Origin of the sequence: Chryseolinea serpens (assembly GCF_900129725.1) — a bacterium.
In the GTDB taxonomy this organism is placed as follows: Bacteria; Bacteroidota; Bacteroidia; order Cytophagales; family Cyclobacteriaceae; genus Chryseolinea; species Chryseolinea serpens.
Map to the genome: position 1 here is coordinate 415461 of NZ_FQWQ01000001.1, position 23991 is coordinate 439451.

20 protein-coding genes are annotated in these 23991 nt (G+C 49.1%); 9 read left to right on the forward strand and 11 right to left on the reverse strand.

Annotation, left to right across the window (positions count from 1 at the left end; all coding sequences use genetic code 11):
• Nucleotides 1-55 precede the first annotated feature (55 nt).
• On the forward strand, nt 56-1045 hold the full coding sequence (locus BUB30_RS01585) for an NAD(P)H-dependent flavin oxidoreductase (protein WP_073130317.1): 990 nt from the start codon (nt 56-58) through the stop codon (nt 1043-1045).
• A gap of 5 nt (nt 1046-1050) precedes the next feature.
• The gene (locus BUB30_RS01590; protein WP_073130319.1) at nt 1051-1395 is read left to right on the forward strand and encodes a ribose-5-phosphate isomerase; all 345 of its coding nucleotides are present in this window, start codon (nt 1051-1053) and stop codon (nt 1393-1395) included.
• Nucleotides 1396-1681: 286 nt separating this feature from the next.
• Here BUB30_RS01590 and BUB30_RS01595 read toward each other — a convergent pair whose 3' ends face one another.
• The 3 genes from BUB30_RS01595 to BUB30_RS01605 are packed head-to-tail and all read right to left on the reverse strand — an operon-like array spanning nt 1682 to nt 4920.
• Nucleotides 1682-2695 carry a hypothetical protein gene (locus BUB30_RS01595; RefSeq protein ID WP_143164727.1) on the reverse strand — a complete coding sequence of 338 codons (1014 nt, stop codon included), beginning with the start codon at nt 2693-2695 and terminating at the stop codon, nt 1682-1684.
• Between the two features lie 45 nt (nt 2696-2740).
• Nucleotides 2741-3820 carry a S8 family peptidase gene (locus BUB30_RS01600; RefSeq protein WP_073130325.1) on the reverse strand — a complete coding sequence of 360 codons (1080 nt, stop codon included), beginning with the start codon at nt 3818-3820 and terminating at the stop codon, nt 2741-2743.
• Nucleotides 3820-4920, reverse strand: coding sequence for a hypothetical protein (locus BUB30_RS01605; RefSeq protein ID WP_073130328.1), 1101 nt, complete (start codon nt 4918-4920; stop codon nt 3820-3822). The genes BUB30_RS01600 and BUB30_RS01605 overlap by 1 nt, the downstream gene beginning before the upstream one ends.
• 403 nt (nt 4921-5323) lie before the next feature.
• On the opposite strand from BUB30_RS01605, the gene BUB30_RS01610 reads away from it, so the two are divergent.
• The 4 genes from BUB30_RS01610 (at nt 5324) to BUB30_RS01625 (ending at nt 10412) form a co-directional block, all read left to right on the forward strand.
• Nucleotides 5324-5995 (forward strand): hypothetical protein, encoded by a 672-nt coding sequence (locus BUB30_RS01610; RefSeq protein ID WP_073130331.1) that lies wholly within the window; start codon nt 5324-5326, stop codon nt 5993-5995.
• Nucleotides 5995-7857 carry a sensor histidine kinase gene (locus tag BUB30_RS01615; RefSeq protein ID WP_073130334.1) on the forward strand — a complete coding sequence of 621 codons (1863 nt, stop codon included), beginning with the start codon at nt 5995-5997 and terminating at the stop codon, nt 7855-7857. The genes BUB30_RS01610 and BUB30_RS01615 overlap by 1 nt, the downstream gene beginning before the upstream one ends.
• Nucleotides 7854-8465: a response regulator transcription factor gene (locus BUB30_RS01620; RefSeq protein ID WP_073130337.1), complete on the forward strand. Its 612-nt coding sequence runs from the start codon at nt 7854-7856 to the stop codon at nt 8463-8465. The genes BUB30_RS01615 and BUB30_RS01620 overlap by 4 nt, the downstream gene beginning before the upstream one ends.
• Before the next feature lie 291 nt (nt 8466-8756).
• Nucleotides 8757-10412 (forward strand): glutamine--tRNA ligase/YqeY domain fusion protein, encoded by a 1656-nt coding sequence (locus tag BUB30_RS01625; RefSeq protein WP_073130340.1) that lies wholly within the window; start codon nt 8757-8759, stop codon nt 10410-10412.
• 69 nt (nt 10413-10481) lie between these two features.
• Here BUB30_RS01625 and BUB30_RS01630 read toward each other — a convergent pair whose 3' ends face one another.
• Nucleotides 10482-11489 carry a WD40/YVTN/BNR-like repeat-containing protein gene (locus BUB30_RS01630; protein WP_073130343.1) on the reverse strand — a complete coding sequence of 336 codons (1008 nt, stop codon included), beginning with the start codon at nt 11487-11489 and terminating at the stop codon, nt 10482-10484.
• A gap of 405 nt (nt 11490-11894) precedes the next feature.
• Here BUB30_RS01630 and BUB30_RS01635 point away from each other — a divergent pair, with 405 nt between their 5' ends.
• The gene (locus BUB30_RS01635) at nt 11895-12416 is read left to right on the forward strand and encodes a GNAT family N-acetyltransferase (protein ID WP_073130346.1); all 522 of its coding nucleotides are present in this window, start codon (nt 11895-11897) and stop codon (nt 12414-12416) included.
• A gap of 253 nt (nt 12417-12669) precedes the next feature.
• Here BUB30_RS01635 and BUB30_RS01640 read toward each other — a convergent pair whose 3' ends face one another.
• The 5 genes from BUB30_RS01640 to BUB30_RS01660 all read right to left on the reverse strand — a co-directional run bounded on the left by BUB30_RS01640 (nt 12670) and on the right by BUB30_RS01660 (nt 18578).
• Nucleotides 12670-13260, reverse strand: a complete 591-nt coding sequence (locus BUB30_RS01640; protein ID WP_143164728.1) for a hypothetical protein — start codon at nt 13258-13260, stop codon at nt 12670-12672.
• 133 nt (nt 13261-13393) lie between these two features.
• Nucleotides 13394-14761 (reverse strand): tRNA uridine-5-carboxymethylaminomethyl(34) synthesis GTPase MnmE, encoded by a 1368-nt coding sequence (mnmE, locus tag BUB30_RS01645; protein ID WP_073130351.1) that lies wholly within the window; start codon nt 14759-14761, stop codon nt 13394-13396.
• A gap of 47 nt (nt 14762-14808) precedes the next feature.
• A complete protein-coding gene (locus BUB30_RS01650; RefSeq protein ID WP_073130354.1) occupies nt 14809-16698 on the reverse strand; it encodes an Nramp family divalent metal transporter in 1890 nt (629 codons plus the stop codon).
• Nucleotides 16699-16707: 9 nt separating this feature from the next.
• Nucleotides 16708-17361: a metal-dependent transcriptional regulator gene (locus BUB30_RS01655; RefSeq protein WP_073130356.1), complete on the reverse strand. Its 654-nt coding sequence runs from the start codon at nt 17359-17361 to the stop codon at nt 16708-16710.
• A 95-nt stretch (nt 17362-17456) separates the two neighbouring features.
• On the reverse strand, nt 17457-18578 hold the full coding sequence (locus tag BUB30_RS01660) for a glycosyltransferase family protein (RefSeq protein WP_073130358.1): 1122 nt from the start codon (nt 18576-18578) through the stop codon (nt 17457-17459).
• 29 nt (nt 18579-18607) lie between these two features.
• Here BUB30_RS01660 and BUB30_RS01665 point away from each other — a divergent pair, with 29 nt between their 5' ends.
• Nucleotides 18608-19420 carry a 2,3,4,5-tetrahydropyridine-2,6-dicarboxylate N-succinyltransferase gene (locus BUB30_RS01665; RefSeq protein WP_073130360.1) on the forward strand — a complete coding sequence of 271 codons (813 nt, stop codon included), beginning with the start codon at nt 18608-18610 and terminating at the stop codon, nt 19418-19420.
• Between the two features lie 93 nt (nt 19421-19513).
• Complete coding sequence (locus tag BUB30_RS01670; protein WP_073130363.1) at nt 19514-20335, forward strand: DUF3108 domain-containing protein; 822 nt, start codon at nt 19514-19516, stop codon at nt 20333-20335.
• 29 nt (nt 20336-20364) lie between these two features.
• On the opposite strand, the gene BUB30_RS01675 is transcribed toward BUB30_RS01670, so the two are convergent.
• Entirely contained in the window at nt 20365-20772 is a 408-nt protein-coding gene (locus BUB30_RS01675) for a response regulator (RefSeq protein WP_073130364.1), read from the reverse strand.
• Entirely contained in the window at nt 20762-23896 is a 3135-nt protein-coding gene (locus tag BUB30_RS01680) for a PAS domain S-box protein (RefSeq protein WP_073130367.1), read from the reverse strand. The genes BUB30_RS01675 and BUB30_RS01680 overlap by 11 nt, the downstream gene beginning before the upstream one ends.
• Nucleotides 23897-23991: the final 95 nt, after the last annotated feature.

The window sequence follows — 23991 nt, forward strand, 5'->3', positions numbered from 1 at the left end:
TGATCGTAGACCCATTGAGATCGCTAACATAGCGTGGCTTTGCTATATTTGACAAATGACAACCCTTGACAAGCTGCTGGGAATCCGGTATCCCATCATTTTAGCACCGATGTTCCTCATCTCTAACAGTCGAATGATTATCGCTGCATTGCGGAGTGGTGTCACGGCGGCATTTCCGGCGCTTAATTATAGAACGGATGAGGAGCTTAGAGCTGCCATTCGTGAGATAAGGCACGCATCAGATAAACCGTTTGGTGTGAATCTCATTGTAAACCGCTCCAACCCTAAGTACAAATCACAACTCAAAACGTTGCTGGAGTTAAAAATTGATTTCATTATAACTTCCCTGGGTAGCCCCCAGGAAGTAATTGAGCAATGCAAGCCGTTAGGAATAAAGGTCTTTTGTGATGTCGTTGACTTGAAATACGCGAAAAAAGTTGAGGCGCTGGGTGCAGACGCCTTGATTGCGGTAAACAACAGGGCAGGAGGACATGCAGGAGCAATTTCACCTTATGATCTGGTAACACTGTTAAAGAATAACTGCAGCATTCCAATAATTTCCGCCGGTGGTGTCGCGACAGGGAAAGATCTTAAACAAGTGCTCGATTGGGGGGCAGCGGGAGCATCGATCGGAACTATTTTTATCGCTTGCGAAGAATCGGATATCACACCGGAATACAAACAGGCGATGATCGATTATGGCGAAAAAGACATTGTCATGACAACGAAGCTCTCGGGCTCACCGCTCACGGTCATTAACACACCCTACGTTCAACAGCTCGGTACAAAAGCTAATCTTCTGGAGTTGATTCTCAATAACAACAAGACCTTAAAGAAGTATGCTAAAATGCTCATTGCTTTCCGTGGGATGAAAGCGGTTGAAAAAGCTGCGTTCGGAGCTACCTATAAAACGGTGTGGTGCGCTGGCCCTGCCATTGAACACGTAAAGCGTGTACAGCCGATAGCGGACATTATAAATACGATCACACGACAATTTGATGACGTTTCGAATGAGGCACCTAACGTGTTGCATCGCAAAAGCTAGTGCCTATGAGGTATAGGGTTTACGTAATTGAGCTCTCGCGAAAAGTTTTTACTGAAAACGCAAAGTTCCGGGCTGCCAATCCACAATTCAACGGTGTACTGGAATGTCTTTATGTCGGCATGACGAGTAAGACTCCAGCGGAGCGATTCATGCAGCATCGAACCGGATACGTCAACAAAAAAGGGCACAAGCTATCCGCCAACATTGTACTGAAATACGGGAGGTATCTACGGCCGAGCTTGTACGAGCATATAAACATAAAGCCGATGACAAGGGCAGAGGCGTTGGCAATGGAAGAAAAACTTGCCTGGGACCTGAGGAGACAGGGCTATGCCGTTTGGTTTAACTGAACGCTGGTGGAAACTTGCCCAACAAAATGTGCTCAATACAGAAGACGTCGCACGCGATTTCTTCACAGAGCATTTCTTTTTGTCGCGTAGTAGTAATCTCGTTATTTAAGCGTGCAAAGGCTCTCAAATTCGGTGTTTAGAAACTAAGAGCCGACGCAATGTCGTTGGACAGACGATCTTACGTCGGCTCTAATTTCGTTGACGACGATTTTGAGAAAGAGGCAGGAAAACCCTGTGCACATTGGCGGCCTTGATGTCGTCAGTTTACAGACGCTGATTTTGGTGATTATTTTGATTTGGCGTCTTTATTGGCGTCGCCGTTTGTAGGATTCTTGTCAAGTCTGAACCCGATGGTGATGAAGAGCTCCGGTCCCCACTTTTTCTCGTGCAACTGTTCATATCCCAAGTTAGACTTCACCACTTGAGTGCCGTCTGTTTTGTACTCGCCGCGTAGCACATATTTTTGGCTAAAATTAACTCCCGTGCCGACAGCTATGTTCGTTCCAAAGATTGCAGAAAGTCCAACACCACCGGAGAATGTGGTGAAATTGGTTGAGGCAATTGCGGTGAACGCGAGTTGGACGGGTCCTGGCTTCGTGAACGGATAATTAAACATGGCAGTGGGGCTCAGGTTGTCCCAGAACTTGGATTGGTCTGTGTGTTTCTTGGCCACATAGAATGAATCCGACTTGCCGATTTGTTGTGAATAGTATTGGTCATACTTGCTGATCACATTCGGTTGGTAGGTGAGGCCGAAATGAACCAGCCAGGGGGACTTTTCAATGGTTTTGAAAGTCTTCTCCCATTTGTTAGTTCCCCTCGTAATACGAACAGTGATCGTCTGGTTGGGCCGGAGGCTGAACAGAAGCTGTTTTGTAAAAGTTGTTGATGCAATGTTCGTGTTTGCCCAGGCGATACAGGCTGCATATTTCTTTTTATCGAGTTTATCGCGCGCGTTTTCGATGGCTTTTATTGTTTTCGGCACGTTGGTCTCGTCGGTTAGAGCGATCAGGCCGGTTACCGCCTCTATTAGGGGCTTGGTTTCGTCATCCTGAGAACAAGGTTGACCCTGAAGGCCACTAAATGAAAGCTTCGGAATTTCTTCTTCCTCCAGCATGATTTCGATCTTGTAATCTTGCTTGTCGGGCGTGAGCATACTCTTTACGAGTAAAAAAGGACTTGTCTTAAGGTCGATCGTTTCTGTGGTAACCGTTTTATCGCTTAGGTCGAAAACTATTTGTGCTTTCGAGGAAAGGCAGATCAATAAAAGGAGTGATAGCTGTAATGCGATTGTTTTCATATGGATTTGTGTTTTGGAGGATTTCTTTTGCTGTGAATAAGGAAACTAGGAATCACTTGAGGTATTTATAATCTTTTCCCGGATTAATTGGGTTGAAGGGGGAAAGCCGGTATCCCTGAATGTAATTCGAGCTAAAAGTGAGGCTGCGTCGAGATGATTATATTTCTTTCCTTTAGCCGTGGCCATCGATGCAAATAAGGCTACAAGTCCTGTGGTGTAAGCGCATGCGTGGGAGGTGCCTTGAGGGTCGACATGGGGAAAAAGATCTTTAAGAGCCTCGATAGGATATTCGCCCGGCGCAGTTACATTCACAGCCGGCCAGTAATTGGATGACAAGAGACGTTCGTAATTTCCGTTAACTTTTATCAGTCCATCCGCTGCAATAACTCCGGCGACGGTAGCGGGTATAATTTCGAAGTGAGGATTTCTGAAGGAATTGTTTCCTGCGGCAGCACAGAGCACGACATTTTCGTGTGATAAAATCCGTTTAATGGAGGCAACGGCGTCCAATTCAAACTGCTGGCCCAAGCCAAACGAAACAAGACTGCAATTGATAACAAATTGTTTGTTGTTGTCCGCGTCTAAGATTTTTTCCGTTTCGTTCAGACCTTCTAAAAAATCCTGGCCTCGAATACCTCCATCATTTGTTATTTTTATGGAAATCAATTCGACCCCTGGGGCGACGCCGTGAATTGACCGTCCGCTGCCAAGAATGATGGAACTCATCAACGTTCCGTGTCCAAAAGTATCGGTGCCATCGTCTCCAATGACGGAGCGCTTGGTCATAGTCTTGCCAAAAAGATCCGGTGAATCTTCCCTGATTCCAGAATCCAACAGTATCACGGTAACCCCTTCGCCCTTGGAATGTGGCCAGACCAGGTCTATACCATAGTCTCCAATCCACCATTGATTGCCGGTGGTTTCGGATCTGCTGGTAGCTCCGCTCCAATAGTAGTTGCCGGCAGCATCCTTGAGCCAGGTAGTGACGCCCTCAAATTTGTCGCCCTGGTGTAGTTGCTCTTCAACCTCCAGTTCGCTCCCCGGTGCCAGATATTGATAAGTCGGTGCATTTACGCTGGGCTTACCTACCCTGACATTCAAATAGTCTTTTACGGTTACCTTCATCAGCCTTTGGGGTTAATCTGTTTTTTGTCATCTGCCTTCTTTTTGGCGCCGGTGTCTTCCGCGGGTGCAGGCGCAATGGAGGTGCGCAATTTCATGAGCTTATTCAGTAGGTCGAACCAAAAAGGTGCGCCAAGGGAAATGGCAAGAGCCGTGATACACCAACCCAGCACTGACAGAAGGAAATAACCCACCCTACAAAGGAAGTCGTCGCCTCTCCATTCGTAATTCTGAATCCCCATGCCGAGCAGCGAATTCAGCTCGTTGGCTTCCGCTATGAGTAGTTCCTGCTGCTCTTTAAGAGCTTTGTTGGCGTCTGTAGCGGCTTTCTCCAGCGAAGCCTTTTCCTTTAATTTTGTTGAATCTGTCTTTATCAGCTTGTCGATTTCGTTTTGCTGCTCTTCGAGTTCACGTTTAAGATCGGGATGAGCTTTCAGGAAATTGGCTGCCTGCTGAACCACTTGTGCCGTGAGCGTTGGATTGCTGGAGAGCTTGCTGACAATGACGATGGTGTCGACATTGAAAATAACCGCCAGCAAAAGGCCGACCGCCATTAACAGTATCTGTGTTTTCTTTTTATACCATCCGGACAGGCGCTCCATGGTATCGTCAAACCATTGTTCAAGACCGAGCTTGAATTTTTCAATGTCTCCTTGTGAAGTCGCCCAAAGGGATCTTAAATATTGGAACGTTTCTCCGTCCGACAACTTCTTCGTGTCATCCAGGCTCTCTCCTTTAAGTGCGATGTCGCCGTTTAATGTTGAATTGATTTTGGATCTGAAATCCTCGCCTGGTTTCGGAGATTCACCCCGAAGGATGTCGATGACCACTTCGCTGAAATTTTTTGAACTCAGGTAAGAAGGGAATTTGTCCGCTTGTTCCTGCAGGTATTTTATTAAGGGCGCCTTAAAGAATTGCTTGCTCAACAGCGCGGTGCCGGTGTCGTCGTCGAGCATCCGCGTCAAAGCCTTTTTAAGCATGCCAGCCCGGAGGCGGATAATTTGGGCAGCCAAGATTTCTTGTAATATGGTTGCCAGCAGGCTATACAGCAGGTAGATGAAAACCAAGCTGATCACGATATCTAATGCAACTGATCCTGTCATAAAGGTTAGTGTTAGTCGATAGTAAAATAAGACCGTCGAGAGGTAAACGATGGCAGCTCAATCAGACTGGAATAGTCTGAACATGGAGCACTACTGATTTTAGAAAACTTAAAAGGTCTGTCGCTGCGTTTACCTGGGTCAAATGTATTGCCCATGGATGGACACGGGAATACCCATGCGTGGGGATTTTCACGCGATGGCTGTGCTTTCTTCAGGGAGAGGGTTACTCACACGTCATCCCAATTCGTGAATCCTGTTCATGATTAGTTTGAACTTAGCGTTCTTCTTTATAAATTGATAAGAGAATTTCATTCTGGATAAATACCCTCCCATGGGTATGGTTTACGCTGGGCGATATCGATAATTTTGATGTATATCATTTAACAAACCAAATTATTTCAAAATGAACACCTACACCACCACCGACGTTATTCCTGAGCTTGTAACAGGTTTCGATCTTAACAATCCGGGAACAGAACAGCATCCAGTGTATCAATTTGTATACGCTTCTCAATTGTACGGCAGCGTCCTTTTCGCAATCTATGGGCGATTTGAAACCACTAAGGATGGAGACAACTATTTGCTCAAGGCAGTAAATCTTAAACTTCTGAATTACCAGGGTGTTATAAACATCGGATTTACGGGGGAAGAGCCCGTCTATTCGACGATCAATAAAGAATCGGGCGAGGAGGCTAGAATTTATTTTGGTGTCACGGCAATGAGTAGTCTGCGCGAGGCACGTGCGCCCATCGAACCATACTTGCCCGTTGTGAAAGGAACGCGTTGTACAATTACATTCTGCCGTATACTTTATGCCCTTCCAGGGTTTAACGCGCCGCCACCTGGCAACACAAATGATGGAGAAATATACAGGAAGCCGTCTAATGTGACCACTCCAGATGGAATGTTTTTTGACCCTGAGTTTCATGGAAGAAGCGGCGTGGATTATTTTCTGAATCCATTGCGGCCGGGCATGGCTGGTTATGAAAAAGTGACCTTGGAGAATCTAAGAGATAAAAATAATCGACTCGGTTCGCCGCGTTGTAGCCAAAGTGTTGTGAAGCTATACATCTGATGGATCGCCGAGCGGGATGGATAGCGCTCCTGGTGTTCTCGGGTCTGACGATCGCCCGTGGTAATGATCTCGAGCCCTATTTCTCCGCTCTCAAACAACTGAAATTCAACGAGGCAAAACACGTCGCGCTGCTGGAAGAGGATAGCGCGCTGCGGATAGAGATGATTCAGCTTGCAGACTTGCTCTTTTATGCGGGGCAGAGAGACAAGAAATATTTTGTGCCATCGGAGAGCGCCCCATCAGGTGTGAACAAGGAGCGGATATTGATTTTTAGGAACCTGAATCGGGGATACTACAGCTTGTTTTACGATCAGCTCAAGGGAAATGCCTACAAGAGTTTTTACGAGGCAAATCATCAGGCGCAGAAACTGGATGATTCAGCATTGGTCAAGGCAAGTGTCTACGCGTTCTTAAAGTACTATGGATTTGAGATCGCTCAGAATAGCAATTCTTGTCTGGTATACGTGAAATCTTTGGAGCGTCTCCGAAGTGACCGCATTGATGATCTTTGGCTCACCCTCTATAGGATGATTTTCTACTCCAAGTCAATAAATGGTTTGGACAGAGCGTACTTCACCTTGAATTTGGATCAGTACGAAAGCAGTGTCGACAAAGATAGCCCACTTTTAGCTTGCCTATTTTATGAAAAGGCGCTTAAATTCTATTTAAGCAATGACCTCGACAACGCGAAAAGCTATTATCAGAAAACGGTTACACAGTCGGCACAGCATCCCTTTCTGAACACTGAACGATTTCTGTCGTTGATGAAGTTGATGCAGATTGCCATTAAACAAGGGAATCTGCAGGATGCAAGGAATTATCTAAACCAGGCAAGCCTCGAGGTAAACCAAGCCGATACGCTGAGGTCCAATTATTATATGAACATCAATGGATCTCTGTTATTGCATGCTGAAAGCAAGAATGACAGTGCCTATCGATTGTTGAAGAAAGCGTATGAACAGGATTTTCAACTCGATTTCAGAAGGAACACACTCGACATAAACAGGCTGACGGTGGAGTTGGAGACCCAGGAAAAGGAAAATGCCAACCTGAAATTACGCGAAAGCAGGACGACGCTAATTTTCGCTCTGGGTGGAGCGGTTATTCTTTGTTTGATGAGTTATTTGGCCTACACAAATCAAAAATCTAAAAACAAGGTACAACGAAAAGAAAAAGAAGTGCAAGCGATGAAACTCGCGAAGGTGCTGAAAGATCAGGAATTGTTTGGCATCGATGCCATGATTGAAGGTCAGGAAAAGGAAAGACAACGCATAGCCAACGACTTACACGACAATCTGGGAAGCCTTCTGGCTACGGTGAAGCTTCATTTTCAGAGCCTGAAAACGAAGAAAGACCGTTTGGAACCCGACCAGGATCACCTGCTGCAGAAAACGAACGAACTCATTGATGAGGCCTATCAAAAAGTGCGCGCCATGGCCCACAGCAAGAACGTGGGAGTCAATGCCCAGGAAGGACTGCTGCCGGCGGTGAAGACCTTTGCCGCAAAGATTTCTATTAGCAATGAATTAGTCATCGAGGTCGAAGAACATGGAATGGAAGGACGACTGGAGAGCTCACTGGAGATCACCATGTTCAGAATCATACAGGAATTGGTCACCAACATCATCAAGCATGCGCAGGCGACCGAGGCCATTATTCATTTAACGCAACACGAAGACCTGATCAATATCATGGTGGAAGACAATGGAATCGGTTTTGACATCGGCTTGATAAAGCCTGGAGAAAGTATGGGCTTGTACTCCATCCAAAGAAGAATCGAAAATTTGGGAGGGCAGGTAACGATCGATTCCATCGCCGAAAAAGGAACTGCCGTCATCATTGATGTCCCGCTAACCACATGATCCGACTCGTCATTGCCGAAGATCACAATGCCCTTATCGATGGGGTCAAACTCCTTTTGGAGCACGAGCAGGATATTCAATTTGTGGGGTATGCGAACAACGGTCGCGAATTGTGCGATCTGGTAAAGCTTAAAAAGCCGGACGTTGTCATTACCGATATCCGCATGCCCATTATGGACGGCATCACAGCGACCCGACTTATTCTGAAGACCGATCCCAATACAAAAGTGATTGCTTTTACGATGTTTGATCAGGACGACGCCGTTCAGCAAATGTTGGAGGCCGGAGCGAGAGGATACATTTTGAAGAATTCAAATTTAAGTGAGCTGTTGTTTGCCATCCGGACGGTGTACATGAACAATTACTACTACGACGCCGGCATTACGGTTTCAGGGGGCGAAAAAAAAGAAAAGGCCCTTCTCACAAAGCGGCAGATTGAGATTCTGAAATTGATCGCCCTCGGCAAAACAAATCAGGAAATCGGCGATCAGTTATTCATTGGAAAGACCACGGTGGAGACGCACCGGAAAAATATGATCCGAATTCTCAATCTTAAAGGCGCCGGGGAATTGCTTCGCTACGCCTTAGAAAGCAAGTACAAGTTTTAGATCCCATCTGGAAATTAGATACGTTCCCTTATGATGTGCGCGTCACGACTGTCATTGACATACTCGTTGGTTAGATGTCGCGGTTCGTTACATCCCAATACAAAATCTGCTCAATACAGAACGTCAACACGTTAGGTAGGTCGCGCAACAAACGACCACCAAAAATTGCCTAGGCATCGTTGGAAGGACATAAACAAACCCGAAAAAGACGGAAAAAAACCAAGTTCCGTGGCCCCCAGTCTGTTTAATTAAGGTACAATATTCTATCTTAGCGACCTTTTAGAATTCAATATGGCCGAAGAAAAGAGTTTGAACTTCCTGGAAGAGATCATAGAGTCCGACTTGAAGAATGGAAAATACAAGAACATCGCTACGCGATTTCCGCCGGAGCCCAATGGCTACCTGCATTTGGGCCATGCCAAGAGCATTTGCCTGAACTTTGGGCTAGCCTTGAAATATGGAGGCAAAACAAACCTGCGTTTTGATGATACTAACCCGGTGACGGAAGAAACCGAGTATGTGGAGAGTATTAAAGGGGACGTGAAGTGGTTGGGATTTCATTGGTCCGAAGAACTCTACGCTTCCGATTACTTCGACCAGCTGTATACCTATGCTCACATTTTAATAGATAAGGGACTGGCCTACGTAGATGACAGCACAAGCGAAGAGATGGCAGCTAAAAAAGGAACGCCTACTCAGCCAGGAACAGATAGCCCTTATCGTAGTCGATCGATTGAGGAAAACAAGAGGCTTTTCACAGAGATGAAGGATGGTAAGTACCCGGATGGGTCAAAAGTCCTTCGCGCCAAAATAGACATGTCTCACACCAACATGCTCATGCGCGACCCGGTGATCTACCGCGTCAAACACGCCCATCATCACCGAACAGGCGACAAGTGGTGCATTTATCCCATGTACGATTTTGCCCACGGCCAAAGTGATTCTATCGAGCAGATTACGCACAGCATTTGCACGCTTGAGTTTGTTCCGCACCGCGAATTGTATGACTGGCTTATAGAGAAACTCGACATATACCCTTCGCATCAGTATGAGTTCGCCAGACTCAACATGACCTATACCATGATGAGTAAGCGCAAGCTTTTGCAATTGGTGAATGAGAAGCATGTAACGGGTTGGGATGATCCTCGCATGCCGACGTTAAGTGCTGCACGCAGGAGAGGCTACACGCCCGAGGCTATTCGCGAGTTTTGCGATCGAATTGGAGTGGCCAAACGCGACAATCTGATTGATATCGGTCTGCTTGAGTTCTGTTTGCGAGAACACCTGAACAAGATCGCTGAGCGACGAATGGTGGTGTTCGATCCATTGAAAGTGGTAATCACCAATTACCCCGACGGCAAATCTGAATTGCTCAGAAGCGAGAATCTGCCTGAAGGAGATTCGACCCGCGAGCTTCCCTTTGGGCGAGAACTCTGGATTGAACGCGATGACTTTATGGAGGTTCCGGCGAAGAAATATTTCCGCCTTGCGCCAGGCCAAATGGTGCGTTTGAAGAGCGCGTTCATTGTCAAGTGCGAAGAGTTCATCAAAGACGCGACTGGAACGGTAACAGAGCTGCGTTGTACTTACGTGCCCGAAAGTCGTAGCGGTTCCGATACATCAGGAATTCATGTGAAGGGCGTCATTCATTGGGTGAGTGCGCAACATGCAATACCCGCGGAAATTCGCTTGTATGATCGCCTCTTTGTAACGGAAGATATGAATGCCATCGAGGATGATTTTAAAAATCACCTTAATCCTAATTCCTTGCAGATTCTGAAAACGGTTTATGCTGAACCCGAACTTGCCAAATCGAAAATAGGCGAGCATTTCCAGTTTTTGCGCATGGGATATTTCTGCCTCGATGCTGATGCTACTTCGGATAAATTGATCTTTAACCGTACAGTGACGTTGAGGGACACCTGGACGAAGGAAGGGGGGAAATAATTTCCCCCCTGCTAATGATTCGTACTAGACGATTGACTACAAACGTCTTCAAGCTTAACGACATTAACCTTAGCACCCACCTACATTACGCGTCGCATAAATCACATTGCCAGAAACCGATAAGTTGAAAATGTCATGGTCAACGGAAGGAAGCAAGAGCTTCCATGTCTTTCCATGGTCTGATGAACCTGAGATGCCGTTCTGGTGGCTGCAAAATAAATTTTCACCAACCTCAACAATACTAAAAACTTGAACAGGAAGTCCGGCATCAATAGATTGCCAGGTGTTTCCGCCGTCATGCGATGTTCGTACCCGATATCTTCTTTCCGTAGACTCAATTATAGCGGCAAACCCGCCATTGATTCGTTGTGCATCCACACCGCGGTCACCTTCACTTGTTACCAAATTCCAGTGGTCGCCATTATCTGTAGACCGTATTATGCCTTTCTGAGTTACCCCCATGAGTACACCCCCTGATTCTGCCAATTTCCTGACCCCCTTGGATGTGGAAAAGACCTGCTTCCAAGCTTTCCCAGCGTCAACTAATTTAAACAAGCCTGTGTTTGTTCCGATGAAAATTGTGCTGTTGTCAGTTTCAAAAAACGTAAGTACGTCTTTAGGCTGAAAATTCCGATATATCGGCAACCAATCTTTTCCGTCTATCGTCTGCAAAATTTGCCCGTCATTATAATTGAATGCCAATATCCCTGTCTTGCTAGGGAACATACCGACTCGATTGTCGGATAAAATCTCTTTGCTCCAATGAGGAACTGCGGAATTTTGTTTGTTGAAGAACAACCCATCTCCAGCGCGTAAATAGAAGCCATGGTTAGTAGCAAAGCCTCCACCGATCATGAAACCTTCTTGACCCGAATCGTCGGGAAGTCCTTCGGTAATGTCCTGCCATGTCCGTCCGCCATCAACCGATTTGAAAACGATTTTTGCAGTCACCGACTTCATGCGAGTAGAATTCTGTTTGACACGAATGACTGAATCGGATGGCATAAGTTCGGATGCCTGATTGAATACCACGAGAAATAGAGAGAATGCGAAAAAAACAAGGCTGTATGTTTTCATGACTTTAACTGGATTGGTGAAATATTAACGTAAAAATATTTGCCTTCACTACAGCGCACGCCCATCACGCGATATCGTGCGTTATTTTTATTCGTGAAGTACCCAAAGCTAGAGCTTCCTACGCGTCCATGAGTTAAAGGCTTGTAAAAGAATGTTAACGAAATGTAAAAATTGCAATGTCGAATCCATAACGAGCACATGGGAAAACAAAGAAGTCGAAAAAATCGGTTTTAAAGGTTATTTCATTTGCAACGGCGATGTAAGTAAATGATCTCCAATGCGATTTTTGAAATCGGCGCCCGCGCGAAGAATTCTAAAGGATAATTCAGTCGTTGATCGATCACCGTTATAGAATTCACCGCACTCAAAATAAATTGTCCAAAGATGAAAATAACTGCTTGAGAGATGCTCGAAATGAGACCGGCTATCTTCGATGATTATCCTGCTATTGCTAACCTTCATACCATCAGTTGGCAGCAGCATTATCGTGGAATTTTTTCGAAATATTTTTTGAATAACCAAGTCGAGCGGAATCGATGGGTACTATGGCATCGACGGATGAGCGTTCCGCTTGAAAATCAACGCGTTACAGTCGCTATACACGACAATGCGCTGGTAGGTTTTGCTTGTTTATTTTTAAACGACGATCCGGTTTTTGGATCTTTGCTCGACAACCTGCACGTCGTCGCTTCGCATCATGGTTTAGGTATTGGTAGATCCTTGATCGAAACATGCGCCCGTCAACTATTGAGCAGCAACACATCGAAATTGTATCTCTGGGTATTTGAGAAAAATGAAAAGGCGAAATCTTTTTATGAACGACTAGGTGGTATTCATGTAGAAAATATTGAAAAGAAGCTTGAAGACGGTTCTAGTGCCGTTGCCTGCCGGTATGTGTGGCATGATGTCTCAAATTTGATTCGTTAACTTGAGAGGGATTTGAAGCCTGATGATCGAAGAGCAGTGGATACATGCAAGTTCTTTCAATTGAGAAACGAAGCACATTGAAGGCTGTGGCGAACTGAATGAAACTTGGAAAACAGTATGATAACGTTTTTCACCTTGCCGAAGGCGGGGCTTTCGGAGCACCAATGTTTGTCAACTGCTTTACTGTTAATATTCGCACTCCAGCCCCGATTTTGGCGAGGTGCTGTTATAGGGCGTTTTATCCCGTTATGAATTATTTGCTTTCAATTGTCACTGTAGGAATGTCTGCCGAAATCATCTGATTTAAATAGTTTGTCCTGTCGTCTTTGAGGGTTTTGAAAAAGGTTGTAATGTCGTCACCATAGCTTCGCCTTGAATATGCATATACAACAAGTGCCTTCTTCTTTTTCGAAACCTCTATTTGTTTGTAGCGATAAAAATTGAATTCGACGATAGTCATTTTGTCGCCCTTACTTTCTCCGAGTAAAAAGTCAACAATAAACTCTTTGCCGTCAGGGCTTTCGGTAACTTGATAATTACAAACAGCATCCGTTTTTTTCCTTGCAGTCAATTCCTTTACTTTTTGTCCTACGGCATTCTCGGTTTTAATGTCAGTATCAAAAAGGTGGATAGTCAACATTTGGTTAAAACTTTCTGGCTTTTCACCATCGGGTAAATATTCTTGGATATAATAATTGTCGTTGGGCTTGTCTGTCCATGCCAACTTGAAATTTATTTTATTGAACTCCAAAGGTCCTTTCACACCAAGCCTGTCAACGGGGTTGTCGGAAATAGTGGTGAAAGAAAAAAGTAATGTCGAAAGTGCGATTAGTGTTGTTTTCATTTTTGTCTTTTTAATATTTTTGTTTTCTGTTGTCGTTGTGTTGGCTTTTGCTTTGCGCTGGCTGTTTGTCTTTTGTAATTTCTGTAACGCACAGACAAAACGGAGTTGCAAACATATAATACAACATATGTGGTCACTTCCCGATACAAAACTTACTAAAAATATTATCCAACAAATCATCCGTGGTAATCGCCCCAGTGATCTCGCCGAGATAGTGCAACGATTGCCGGATATCCATCGCCAAAAAATCCCCGGTAACGCCCTGACTCATCCCATCCAGCACGCGCCCCAGGGAATCATATGTCTGCAAAAGGTTTTGATAGTGCCGCAGGTTGGTCACCATCACATCCCCAGTCTTCACTTCCCGCACTTGTACTTTCGCCAACAACTTTTCCTTGAGCACGCCCACGTTCGTATGCGCGGCAGCCGATATGAATGTAAAATCTTCTGTCTTCAATTTTTCCAGCAATAGGGGATCAGCCTTATCCAACTTGTTGCCCACGTTAATGTGCGGAATGCCGAGCGCAGCCAGCTCCTGGCGTTGCGTCTCAATTTCCTCCAGCGTGGTGTTGGCCAGATCAAAGAGATAAATGATCAACGAAGCCTTCTTCATCCGGTCGCGGGTACGTTCCACACCAATAGCCTCGATCACATCGTTGGTTTCGCGCAATCCGGCGGTGTCGATAAAACGAAAGTTGATACCGCCCAAAACGATCTCGTCTTCAATGGCGTCGCGCGTAGTGCCGGGAATGTCCGACACAATGGCTCGCTCTTCATTCAACAATGTATTCAGCAACGTGGACTTACCGGCATTCGGCTTTCCAGCGATCACGGTGGGCACACCATTTTTGATCACATTCCCCTGGTCAAAGGAATCGATCAAGGCCCGCAAAACGGATCGGATACGCGTAATCAAATTCCTCAAATCATCGCGCTGTGCAAACTCCACATCTTCCTCTCCAAAATCCAACTCAAGTTCTATCAGTGAGGCAAAATGAATCAGCTCCTCCCGCAACCGGTCGATCTCTTTCGAAAACCCCCCGCGCATTTGGTTGAGCGCCGCCTGGCGTGCATTATCGGTTTCGGCATGGATCAGATCGGCAACCGCTTCAGCTTGCGCCAGATCAAAGCGACCATGAAAGAATGCACGTTTCGTAAACTCACCGGGTTCGGCGAGACGTGCGCCATTTTTCAACAACGTCTTGATGATCTCTTTAACAATGAAAGGGGATCCATGACACGAGATCTCCACCGAATTCTCCTTCGTAAACGAATTCGGCTCGCGGAACAAAGCCACCAGCACCTCGTCAATGGTCCTGCCGTTATCGTGCAACGTCCCAAAGTGCAGGGTATGGGTGGCCTGTGATAGCAGGTCTTTCCCCTTAAAACATTTCTGGGTAATGCCAATGGCTTCCTTCCCCGACAAGCGGATCACGGAAATGGCGGCAATGCCGGGGGCGGTGGCCAACGCTACAATGGTATCTTCGGTGTGCACGGACATGGGCGCAAGTTACGGCTTGTCAACGACGACGCAAGGCTTTCCGTTCCTCAAGCCCGGACGATCAGCACGGGAATATGCACCCGGTGCCGCACCGTATCCACCGTGGTGCCAAACACCAGGTCCTTGAAGAACTTGTGACCGTGAGCCCCCATCACCAGCAGATCCGCCTGGAATTCACCCACCATCTCGGGAATGCAACGGCGCGGGTTGCCATAGCCCACTTTGATCTCGACGCTGTAGCCTCGCTCCAGCAGTTGTGCGCGATAATTTTCCAGCGACGCGGCATCCGTGTGCGACTCATGGTCGGCAATGTCGGCGCCATAGACCATGGCTCCGGCCGTTTCCACCACGTGCAGCAAAACATAGCGGGCGTTTTTGCCGCCCTGGGCCAGGGCACTGCGGATGGTCAGGCTGTCGATGTCACTGAAGTCGAGCGTGATGGCAATGCGGTTGTAGACCAGGTCGTGGTTCACGTCCAGCGTAACGGCTTGGCCATGCGGTCCGCGGGCATCCCGTTCGGCGGCGCGCCGTTCGATGAGGGGTTTCAGGGTGATGTAAAGCAGCAAACCGGCGGCGGCCACGCAAACCGGTACGGCCGTGATCCAAATGATCCATGCCGAATCGCCGGCCACCGCCAGCCAACCCGTAATTTCCTGGATGACGAGCTTCACATTCAATCCCACAATGACGGCGGCAATGACCCAGGCGGTCACTTTCAGCCAGGGTTTGATCACGAAGATGCCCATCTTGCTTTTGTCGCTGTTGAAATGGATGAGCGGGATCACAGCAAAACCCAGTTGCAAACTCAGGATCACCTGGCTGAAAATGAGCAACGCACCGGTTTCCTGTTCTCCATAAATGATGATAACGAGCAGGGCGGGTACGATGGCGATCAACCGCGTGATGAGCCGGCGCAGCCAGGGAGCGATGCGCAGGTTGAGATAGCCTTCCATCACGATCTGGCCGGCCAGCGTGCCCGTGATTGTCGAGCTTTGTCCTGCGGCCACCAGGGCGATGCCGAAGAGGAGAGAAGCCCACTTCGTGCCCAGCAGGGGAGCGAGGAATTTATAAGCGTCTTGTATTTGCTCGACGTCATTTAATCCGGCTTTAAAGAATGTGGCGGCCGCCAAAACGAGAATGGCAGCGTTCACAAAGAACGCCGCATTCAAGGCCACGGCCGAGTCGATAAAGTTATATTTAATGGCCGACCAAATCCCTTTCTCGCTGGTGTTGTAGCGCCGGGTTTGCACGAGCGATGAATGCAGGTATAGGTTGTGCGGCATCACCGTGGCGCCGATAATGCCGATGGCGATATAAAGGGCTTGTTCGTTTGGCAGGGAGGGTACAAAGCCGCGAACCAGGTCCGTCACGGGCGGTTTGGCCAGGATCATCTCCACCAGGAAGGCGCCGCCGATAATGGCGACCAGCGCAATAATAAAAGTCTCGATGCGGCGCATGCCATAGCTTTGCAGGACGAGCAAGAGCAGCGTGTCCAGCACGGTCAAACTCACCCCCCAGATCAGCGGCAACCCGAAGAGAAGCTGAAGGCCGATGGCCATTCCCAGCACTTCCGCGAGATCGCAGGCGGCGATGGCGATTTCAGCCAGTATCCACAAAGAAAAATTTACGGGACGGCTATACGCCGTACGCGATGCCTGCGCCAGGTCCAATTGGCGCACGATGCCCAGGCGGGCGCTCAGGCTTTGAAGCAGCAACGCCATCATGTTCGACATCAGCAACACCCAGAGCAGCGAGTAGCCAAACTTGCTCCCGCCCGCGATGTCGGTGGCCCAGTTGCCCGGATCCATATAGCCCACACTCACCAGGTAGGCCGGCCCCATAAAGGCCAGCATCTTACGCCAGCCTTTCCGTTGGGTGTCCACGGTGGCGTGGACCTCGCTAAGTGATTTACGCTGTTGTAAAGTATCGGTTTCCATTTTCTTTTGTTACGCAGTTACTAAAATGTTCTCGGCCACGGTCTTGCTGATGGTCAGGCGCTTGCCATCCACTTCCACTTCCAGGCTTTCGTCGTATTCTTCCTTGCCGATGAGTTTGATCGTTTTGCCAGGCACCGCACCAATGCGGTTGAGGTACTTCAATAAATTCGAATCCGAATCGTGCACCGCCTCGATGGTTCCGGTGTAGCCCGCGGCCAGGCCATGCAGCGGCTGGCGTAAGGGCACGGCGATCTTGCCGTGTTTGTCGGGAATGGGCTCGCCATGCGGATCGGTGGTGGGGAAGCCCAGGAATTCGTCCAGCTTCTGGATGAGCACGGCCGACTGGATGTGCTCCAGTTGCTCAGCGATCTCGTGCACCTCGTCCCAGTTGAAGCGAAGCTTCTCCACCAGGAAGGTCTCCCACAGCCGGTGCTTGCGGATCACCATCAGCGCTTCGCTCTTGCCCTGTTTGGTGATCTTCACACCATAGTACTTTTCGTAGGAAATGAAATTCTTGGCCGACAGCTTCTTGATCATGTCGGTCACCGAGGCTGCTTTGGTGTGCATCACCTCAGCAATTTCATTGGTAAGCACGGCCTGTGATCCGCTGCCGGAGAGGTGATAGATGGCTTTCAGATAGTTTTCTTCCGTGAAGCTGGGCATGACATAAGGTATCGATTTACAAAAGTAAAAATTTAGACTGGTCTAAAAAATAATTCAGGCAAAATTGTTTTGAGCGGGCCGGGAAGCATGGGCTGTCAGATCAAAACGTGGACAATGGCCTTGAAAAGCTTGTTTTCTTCGTCCTCCCAGTAGACGTTATGGGGTGGAACGGTATAGAAAGGACCGGTTTTCAACGCCTGCAGGATGCTCCCGGCATTGAAGTCTTCAGGGTTGAAAGCCACGGCCGCACGATACGGAGCACAACGTGCTACCCAGTCCGGGTGGTCAATGAGCAACATGGGCAATCGGTAGGCGAGGTATTCGTAGAGTTTGGTTGGCGTGCTGTGCGCGGTAGAGGGATTGGGAGGGTAGGACACGATGCCGAAGTCTGCCGTTTGAATGGCGTCCAGGATGGCCGTGTGGGGCACCAGCCGGTCGCCGCCTTGCAACGTCACGAAGGGCTTGTCCTTCAGCAAGCCCTGTAATTTCTGGAATGTACCGGCGTGCGAGCAATACCCAATAATGAGCAGCCTGATCCGGTTGTCCACCGCGTGAAGCCTGGACGCTATATCCAACGCAACGAAAACGCCGGTGGTCTCTGCCAGGGTGCCGCTGAATAACAGCTGGATCGTATCGCTTTCCCGGTTCGGCGCCGGGCGACGTGTGCTGGTCTGTGGTGAGCGTACTTTGTTCTCCAACACCATTTTGCGTTTCCCCGGGAAATGAAGCTCTTTTTCATATCCCGCTTCAGCCAGGAAATAAAGGGAGACCCACCCCTTCGACAATCGTTCTTTTGTGCGGACAAGGCCCGCGACAAAGGCACGCAACAGGGGGGGGAACGTTGGACTATGCAAAATATTCAACGCGTAATTCTCCTGCACATCATAGATCACCCGACAGCCCGTGAGCCCTTTTGCCACGAGCGAGATCCACAACAGTTCATGCGTACAAATGATCAATACGTGCGGCCGCAAACGCAACACGATGCCCAGCACGGTGAAGACGCGAAGCACGCGGGCGATCCCGATTCTTCGGAATGGTTTCAGGGAATGCAGGGAGATCGAACTCACCCCGCCAGGCACCTGCCCTTCGTACCCGATAACATGCACATCATATTCCCGGGCGAGGCTTACCCCCAACTTCTCAAACATGCGCGTGTCGTTCACGGGTTTCAACAGGGAGGCGAGGACTATTCTCCTTTTTTTTATTTCTTGCATGTCGATTTAAAGCATTTAAAGCTAACACAATGGAATTGAAAGAACGCATTGAAAAGATCTGGGACGACCGCACGTTGCTTCAACAGGCTGAAAGCCAGGAGCTCATTCGCTCCGTAGTAGAGAAACTGGACAAGGGCGAGCTGCGCGTGGCCGAGCCCGTAGCCACCGGCTGGCAGGTGAACGAATGGGTGAAAAAAGCGGTCATCCTCTATTTCCCCATCCAACAAATGGAGACGATCGAGGTCGGTCCTTTTGAATTTCATGATAAGATAAAACTGAAACGCAACTACAAGGAACTCGGCGTCCGCGTGGTGCCGCACGCCGTGGCCCGTCATGGTTCCTATATCAGCAAGGGGGTGATCCTCATGCCCTCCTACGTCAACATCGGCGCCTACGTCGATGAGGGCACCATGGTCGACACCTGGGCCACCGTGGGGAGCTGCGCACAGATTGGGAAAAATGTTCACCTCAGCGGAGGTGTTGGCATCGGCGGCGTGTTGGAACCTGTACAAGCTGCGCCCGTTATCATCGAAGATGGCGCATTCCTCGGCTCGCGGTGCATCGTCGTAGAGGGTGTAAGGGTAGGGAAGGAGGCCGTGCTGGGCGCCAATGTGGTGTTGACGGCAAGCTCGAAAGTGATTGATGTAACTGGCTCAAAACCAATTGAATACAAGGGATTCGTTCCCGACCGATCCGTGGTCATTCCCGGCACCTATGCCAAGACCTTTCCCGCGGGCGAGTTCCAGGTGCCTTGCGCGCTCATCATCGGCAAGCGCAAAGAAAGCACCGACAAAAAAACGTCCCTGAACGATGCGCTCCGCGAAAATAATGTGTCGGTCTAGCCGTCTCTGAAGAGGAGTTGGCACACGCTTTGGATTTCATAAATCGTTTACATCACCGTACGATGTAATTGTGTAAATTTGGTTTGATAAACGATGAAGAGAGGAGCATTTAGTTTTTTTATTGTCGCCCTTCTGTCCGGCTTTGTCGCGGAGCAGAATGATACATACCCCCCAATAAAAAACCAGAGCTTTAAGCGTGGCGAGGTCATCGAATTTAAGATGACCTATGGCATCTTCACCGTCGGCAAAGGCAGCGTCAACATCCATCCCAAATACTTCCGGATCAACAACCGCGACTGCTTCAAGATCGACGTCTACGGCAAAACCGTGGGCATGGTCGACTGGGTCGCGGATGTTGACGACCGGTGGGGTGCCTACATCGACACCGTGGCCCTCATACCACACCAATTCTACCGGCGCATTCGCGAAGGACGCTACAAAAAAGACGAATGGACCAACTTCGACCAGGTCAACAAAAAGATCGAAGTAAAAACGCTCGACAACGAGACCGGAAAATTCAAAGAACCTAAATACTACGACGCCCCACCCCAGGTCCGCGACATGGCGGCCGGCTTTCTGATTCTGCGCAACATGGACCTGTCGAAGATCAAGATCGGGGACACCGTCTCGGTGAAGGGTTTTTTTGAAGACGAGTTCTACAATTTCAAGATCATCTACGGCGGCAAGGAAACCATCAAGGTCAAAATCGGCAAGGTGCGCGCGCTGGTCTTCAAACCCGTGATGCCCGCCAACAAAGTTTTCGATGGAGAGAATTCCGTAACCGCGTGGTTCTCCGACGACAAGAATCGTATCCCGGTCAAGATCAATGCCAACATGTTCATCGGCAGCGCCGGAGTGGAACTCACGGGCTATTCAGGGTTGAAGAGTCCCCTCAACCTGGTGCCGGAGGATTGATCTGAAAATTTCGGTCGGATAAAAAAGGATCAGGCAGCCGCCCGGTTCAATAGCTCGATAAATTTCTCGCGACTCACGGGCTTGATGATATACTCCCGCACATTTTTGTCTTGCTTGGCGCGGTTCACATCGCGTGGATCGATGGAGGAGCTCACCATGTAGATGGAGATCTCTTTTTTGAGATTGAGTTTCAGCGTGGCATAGTCCTCCAGGAACATCCAGCCATCCACATAGGGCATGTTGATATCCAGGAAAATATAGTCGGGGAGGGCATCGCTTTCCGAGGCGTGTTCCTTCAGGAATTGCAGGGCTTCTTCTCCGTTCTCGAACTGCAGGATGTTGTTCGCGAGGTTGGCGGCACGCAGCGTGCGCGACGAGGTGAGTTGAAAAACCTTGTCGTCGTCTACCAGCGCGATGATCGGAGTATTAGTTGTCATTGAAATTGTACTTATCGAAGTTAACAATAAAAGTTGTGCCTTGGTTTACCTGGCTCTGAACGGCGATCTCGCCACCCATGGCCTCAATTTGATTTTTTATCATGAATAATCCTATACCCCGGCTCTCCGGGTGGCGGTGAAATGTTTTGTGCAGTTTAAAAACCTGATGGCCATAGCGCTCCAGGTTTATGCCCAAACCGTTGTCGCTCACCTCCAGCACGATGTTCCCGTCTTTATAATAGGTTTTCAACCACACCTCCGGTTTTAGGTTGGGCCGTATATATTTCAACGAGTTGCTGAGCAGGTTCAGGAAAATGCTCTCCAGGTAGATGTTGGGGTAGGAGATCATCGGCGCCCCGGCGAAGTCGCTGTGGATCAAGGCGCCCACCTCGGCGATCTTGGCGCTGAGCATGCTCTTGCTGTTCTGCAGCACATCCTCGAACGACACTTTCTGCCGCTCCAGGCTTTTGTTTTGTTTGATCTTGAGCACCTCGTTCAACTCATGCAGCGTCCGCAGGGTGGTGGCCCCCGACTCTTTAAGCAGTCCCAGGTACTCCTCGCGCTCTTCTTCCTTCGCCGACGATTCGAAAAAACTCAGCAGCGTGAGGATGTTGCCCACCGGCGAACGAAGGTTGTGTGACACGATCTGGGTGAACTCTTCCAGTTGCTCGTTTTTCCGTTTCATGTCCTCGGTGATGTTGACCAGCCGGGCGTTTTGCTCCAGGATCTTTTCGGCGGCCAGCTTGCGGTCAGTGATGTCGCGAAACTCGGTCACGCGGATCATCTCGCCATGGTAGGGAATGTTCTTGGCCTGTATTTCCAACGCATAGCGCGTGCCGTCTTTGTGCACACCCTCCACGTCATAGGACTTCTCAAAACCCGACACGATCTTTTCCATCACCTCCTGCCGGTATTCGGCCGCGACGAGCAATAAGCCGTTCATCCCCACCAACTCCTCGCGTGTATAGCCGGTGATGTCGCACAACCCCTGGTTGCAGTCGATGATCATCCCCTTGTTGTGCAGGCCGATACCGCCAAACGATGCCTGTTGCATGGTGCGGAACCGTTGCTCGCTTTCGATGAGCTCTTCTTCGATTTTTTTGCGCTCCGTGATGTCCGTGAAGGTGCAGACCACCTCCTTTAACTCTCCATCCACATTTAGGATAGGCTCTGCGTTAACATAGAGCCACACCCGGGATTTCTTTTTCGGATGATACACGCCCATCACCACGCCCAACACCGGTTTGTGGTTTCGGATCACGGCATGGATCGGATGCTCTGCATTGGGAAAGTCGGTCCCATCTTCGAGGATCACGTTCCACTCGGGGTCAAAGGAGGTCTTGCCGATCAGCTGGTCTTCCGAAATGCCCAGCAGTTGCAAGGCCGACTTGTTGCCGATCAGCACCTCGGCTTCGGGCCCGCGCAGCAACACGCCCACGTTCAGGTTTCGGATCAGGTTCCGGAACCGGTGCTCGCTGTAGCGCAGGGCGTCTTCGGTGCGCTTCCGCTCGGTGATGTCCCATGCGGCCGCAATGAGCACTTCTTTTCCAAAATAAGACCCTTTCACGATCCTCACCTCTTTCAAAAAGGCTTCTCCATTCTTTTTCTTGCCCGACCAATCGGTCACCTGCGGGATGCCCACGTTGGCCAGCCGCAACACTTCGTCGGCAAAGGCGCTGTTATTCTTGTCGTCCACACCCAGAAAGGCAGGTGTCTGGCCGATGAGTTCGTCTTTCTCGTATCCGGACTCACGGCACGCCCCCTCGTTCACATCGATGAATGTGCCTTCGGCCGTGAGCACATAGATCTCCTGGCCCAGGAGGTTGAAGAGCTCGCGGTAGCTTTTTTCACTTTCGTGGATGAGGTTCTCATTCTCCTTCTTGGCCGTGATGTCCTGGGCAATGCCAATGATCTGCGTCACCCTCCCGTTCTTGTCGTGTTGAAAGGGCGTGTCGCGCCCCATGAACCATTTCCATTCTCCCTTCTTGGAGAGCAAACGATACTCGATTTCCTTCACCACACCAAAAGGCTCATTCGTCCACACGGGTGCTGCCGACAGGTCGTCGGGATGCATCAGGCGCGACACGAAGCTTGAACCCATGCGCTGGATCTCCTCAGGCGTGTAGCCTAAAAGGGAGAATACGTTCCGGTTGAGATAGACATTTTTCTGGGCCTGCAGGTCGTAAACATAGAGCATGCCGGGCAAGGCGCTTTCGAGGCTTTCCTTAAAGCGATTGCTCTGCACAAGGCTCTCCTCTGTTTTCACATCGTCCGTAATGTCCTCCATAGCGCCCAACATCCGGTGCACTTTGCCCGTGGGGAGGGTGATGAAAAAACCGCGGTCGTGAACAAACCTATACTCGCCGCTTTTCACTTTGAAGCGGTATTGGATGTCAAAAGGTTTTAGCGAAGCTTCCGCCCGGTCCAGTTCGCGGGAGGCATGCTCGCGGTCGTGGGGATGGATGAGGCTCTCCCACTTTTTTATGTCCTTCAGTTCTTTTCCCGTATAGCCAAACACCGCCCGCATATTGTTGCTCCAGGCAATCCGGCCCGTAGCCGTATCGTAGTCATAGATCACCTGGCCGGTAGAAGCCGCCACCAGTTCGTAGCGCGTTTTCCAGTCCTCCTTTTCCAGTTCGTCCGTCTTTTTGTCGGTGATGTCTTGTACTGTTCCAGTAAGCTTCACGGGCTTGCCTTTCTTGTTCAGCACCACATCGCCTTGGGCTTCCACCCAGCGCACGGTGCCGTCTTTGTGCACAATGCGATGGCGGACGTAGTAGTTCTTGCGCTCCGACAAGGTTTCTTTTATCGTGGCCAGCAGGAACGCCTTGTCGTCGGGGTGGATCAGTTTGAGATAGCCTTCAAAGGAGCCGTCGAAGGCTTTTTGGGAAACAGAGAAGATCCGGTGCACGTCCTGGGACCAGTGGATCTTTTCCTTGCGCAGGTCCCATTCCCAGAGGCCCATCTTCGCGGCCTTCAGCGCCAGGCTCAATTGCTGCTGGCTCTTTCTCAGGGCTTTATCCGTATTTTTCAGCGAAGGGGCCGTCTTCTTTTTCTTCAGCGCCTTGCCGGGGAGAGCGGAACCTTGTCCGCCTTTTTTTCGAGCGCCCTTTTTCTTCGACATATAGTTTGCTTTCGCGGCCTAAAAGATACCAAAATTCGGAGGCCCAAAAAAGGTGGTAACGAAACGATCATTTTGTTGTTAGGCCATTAAGGCTT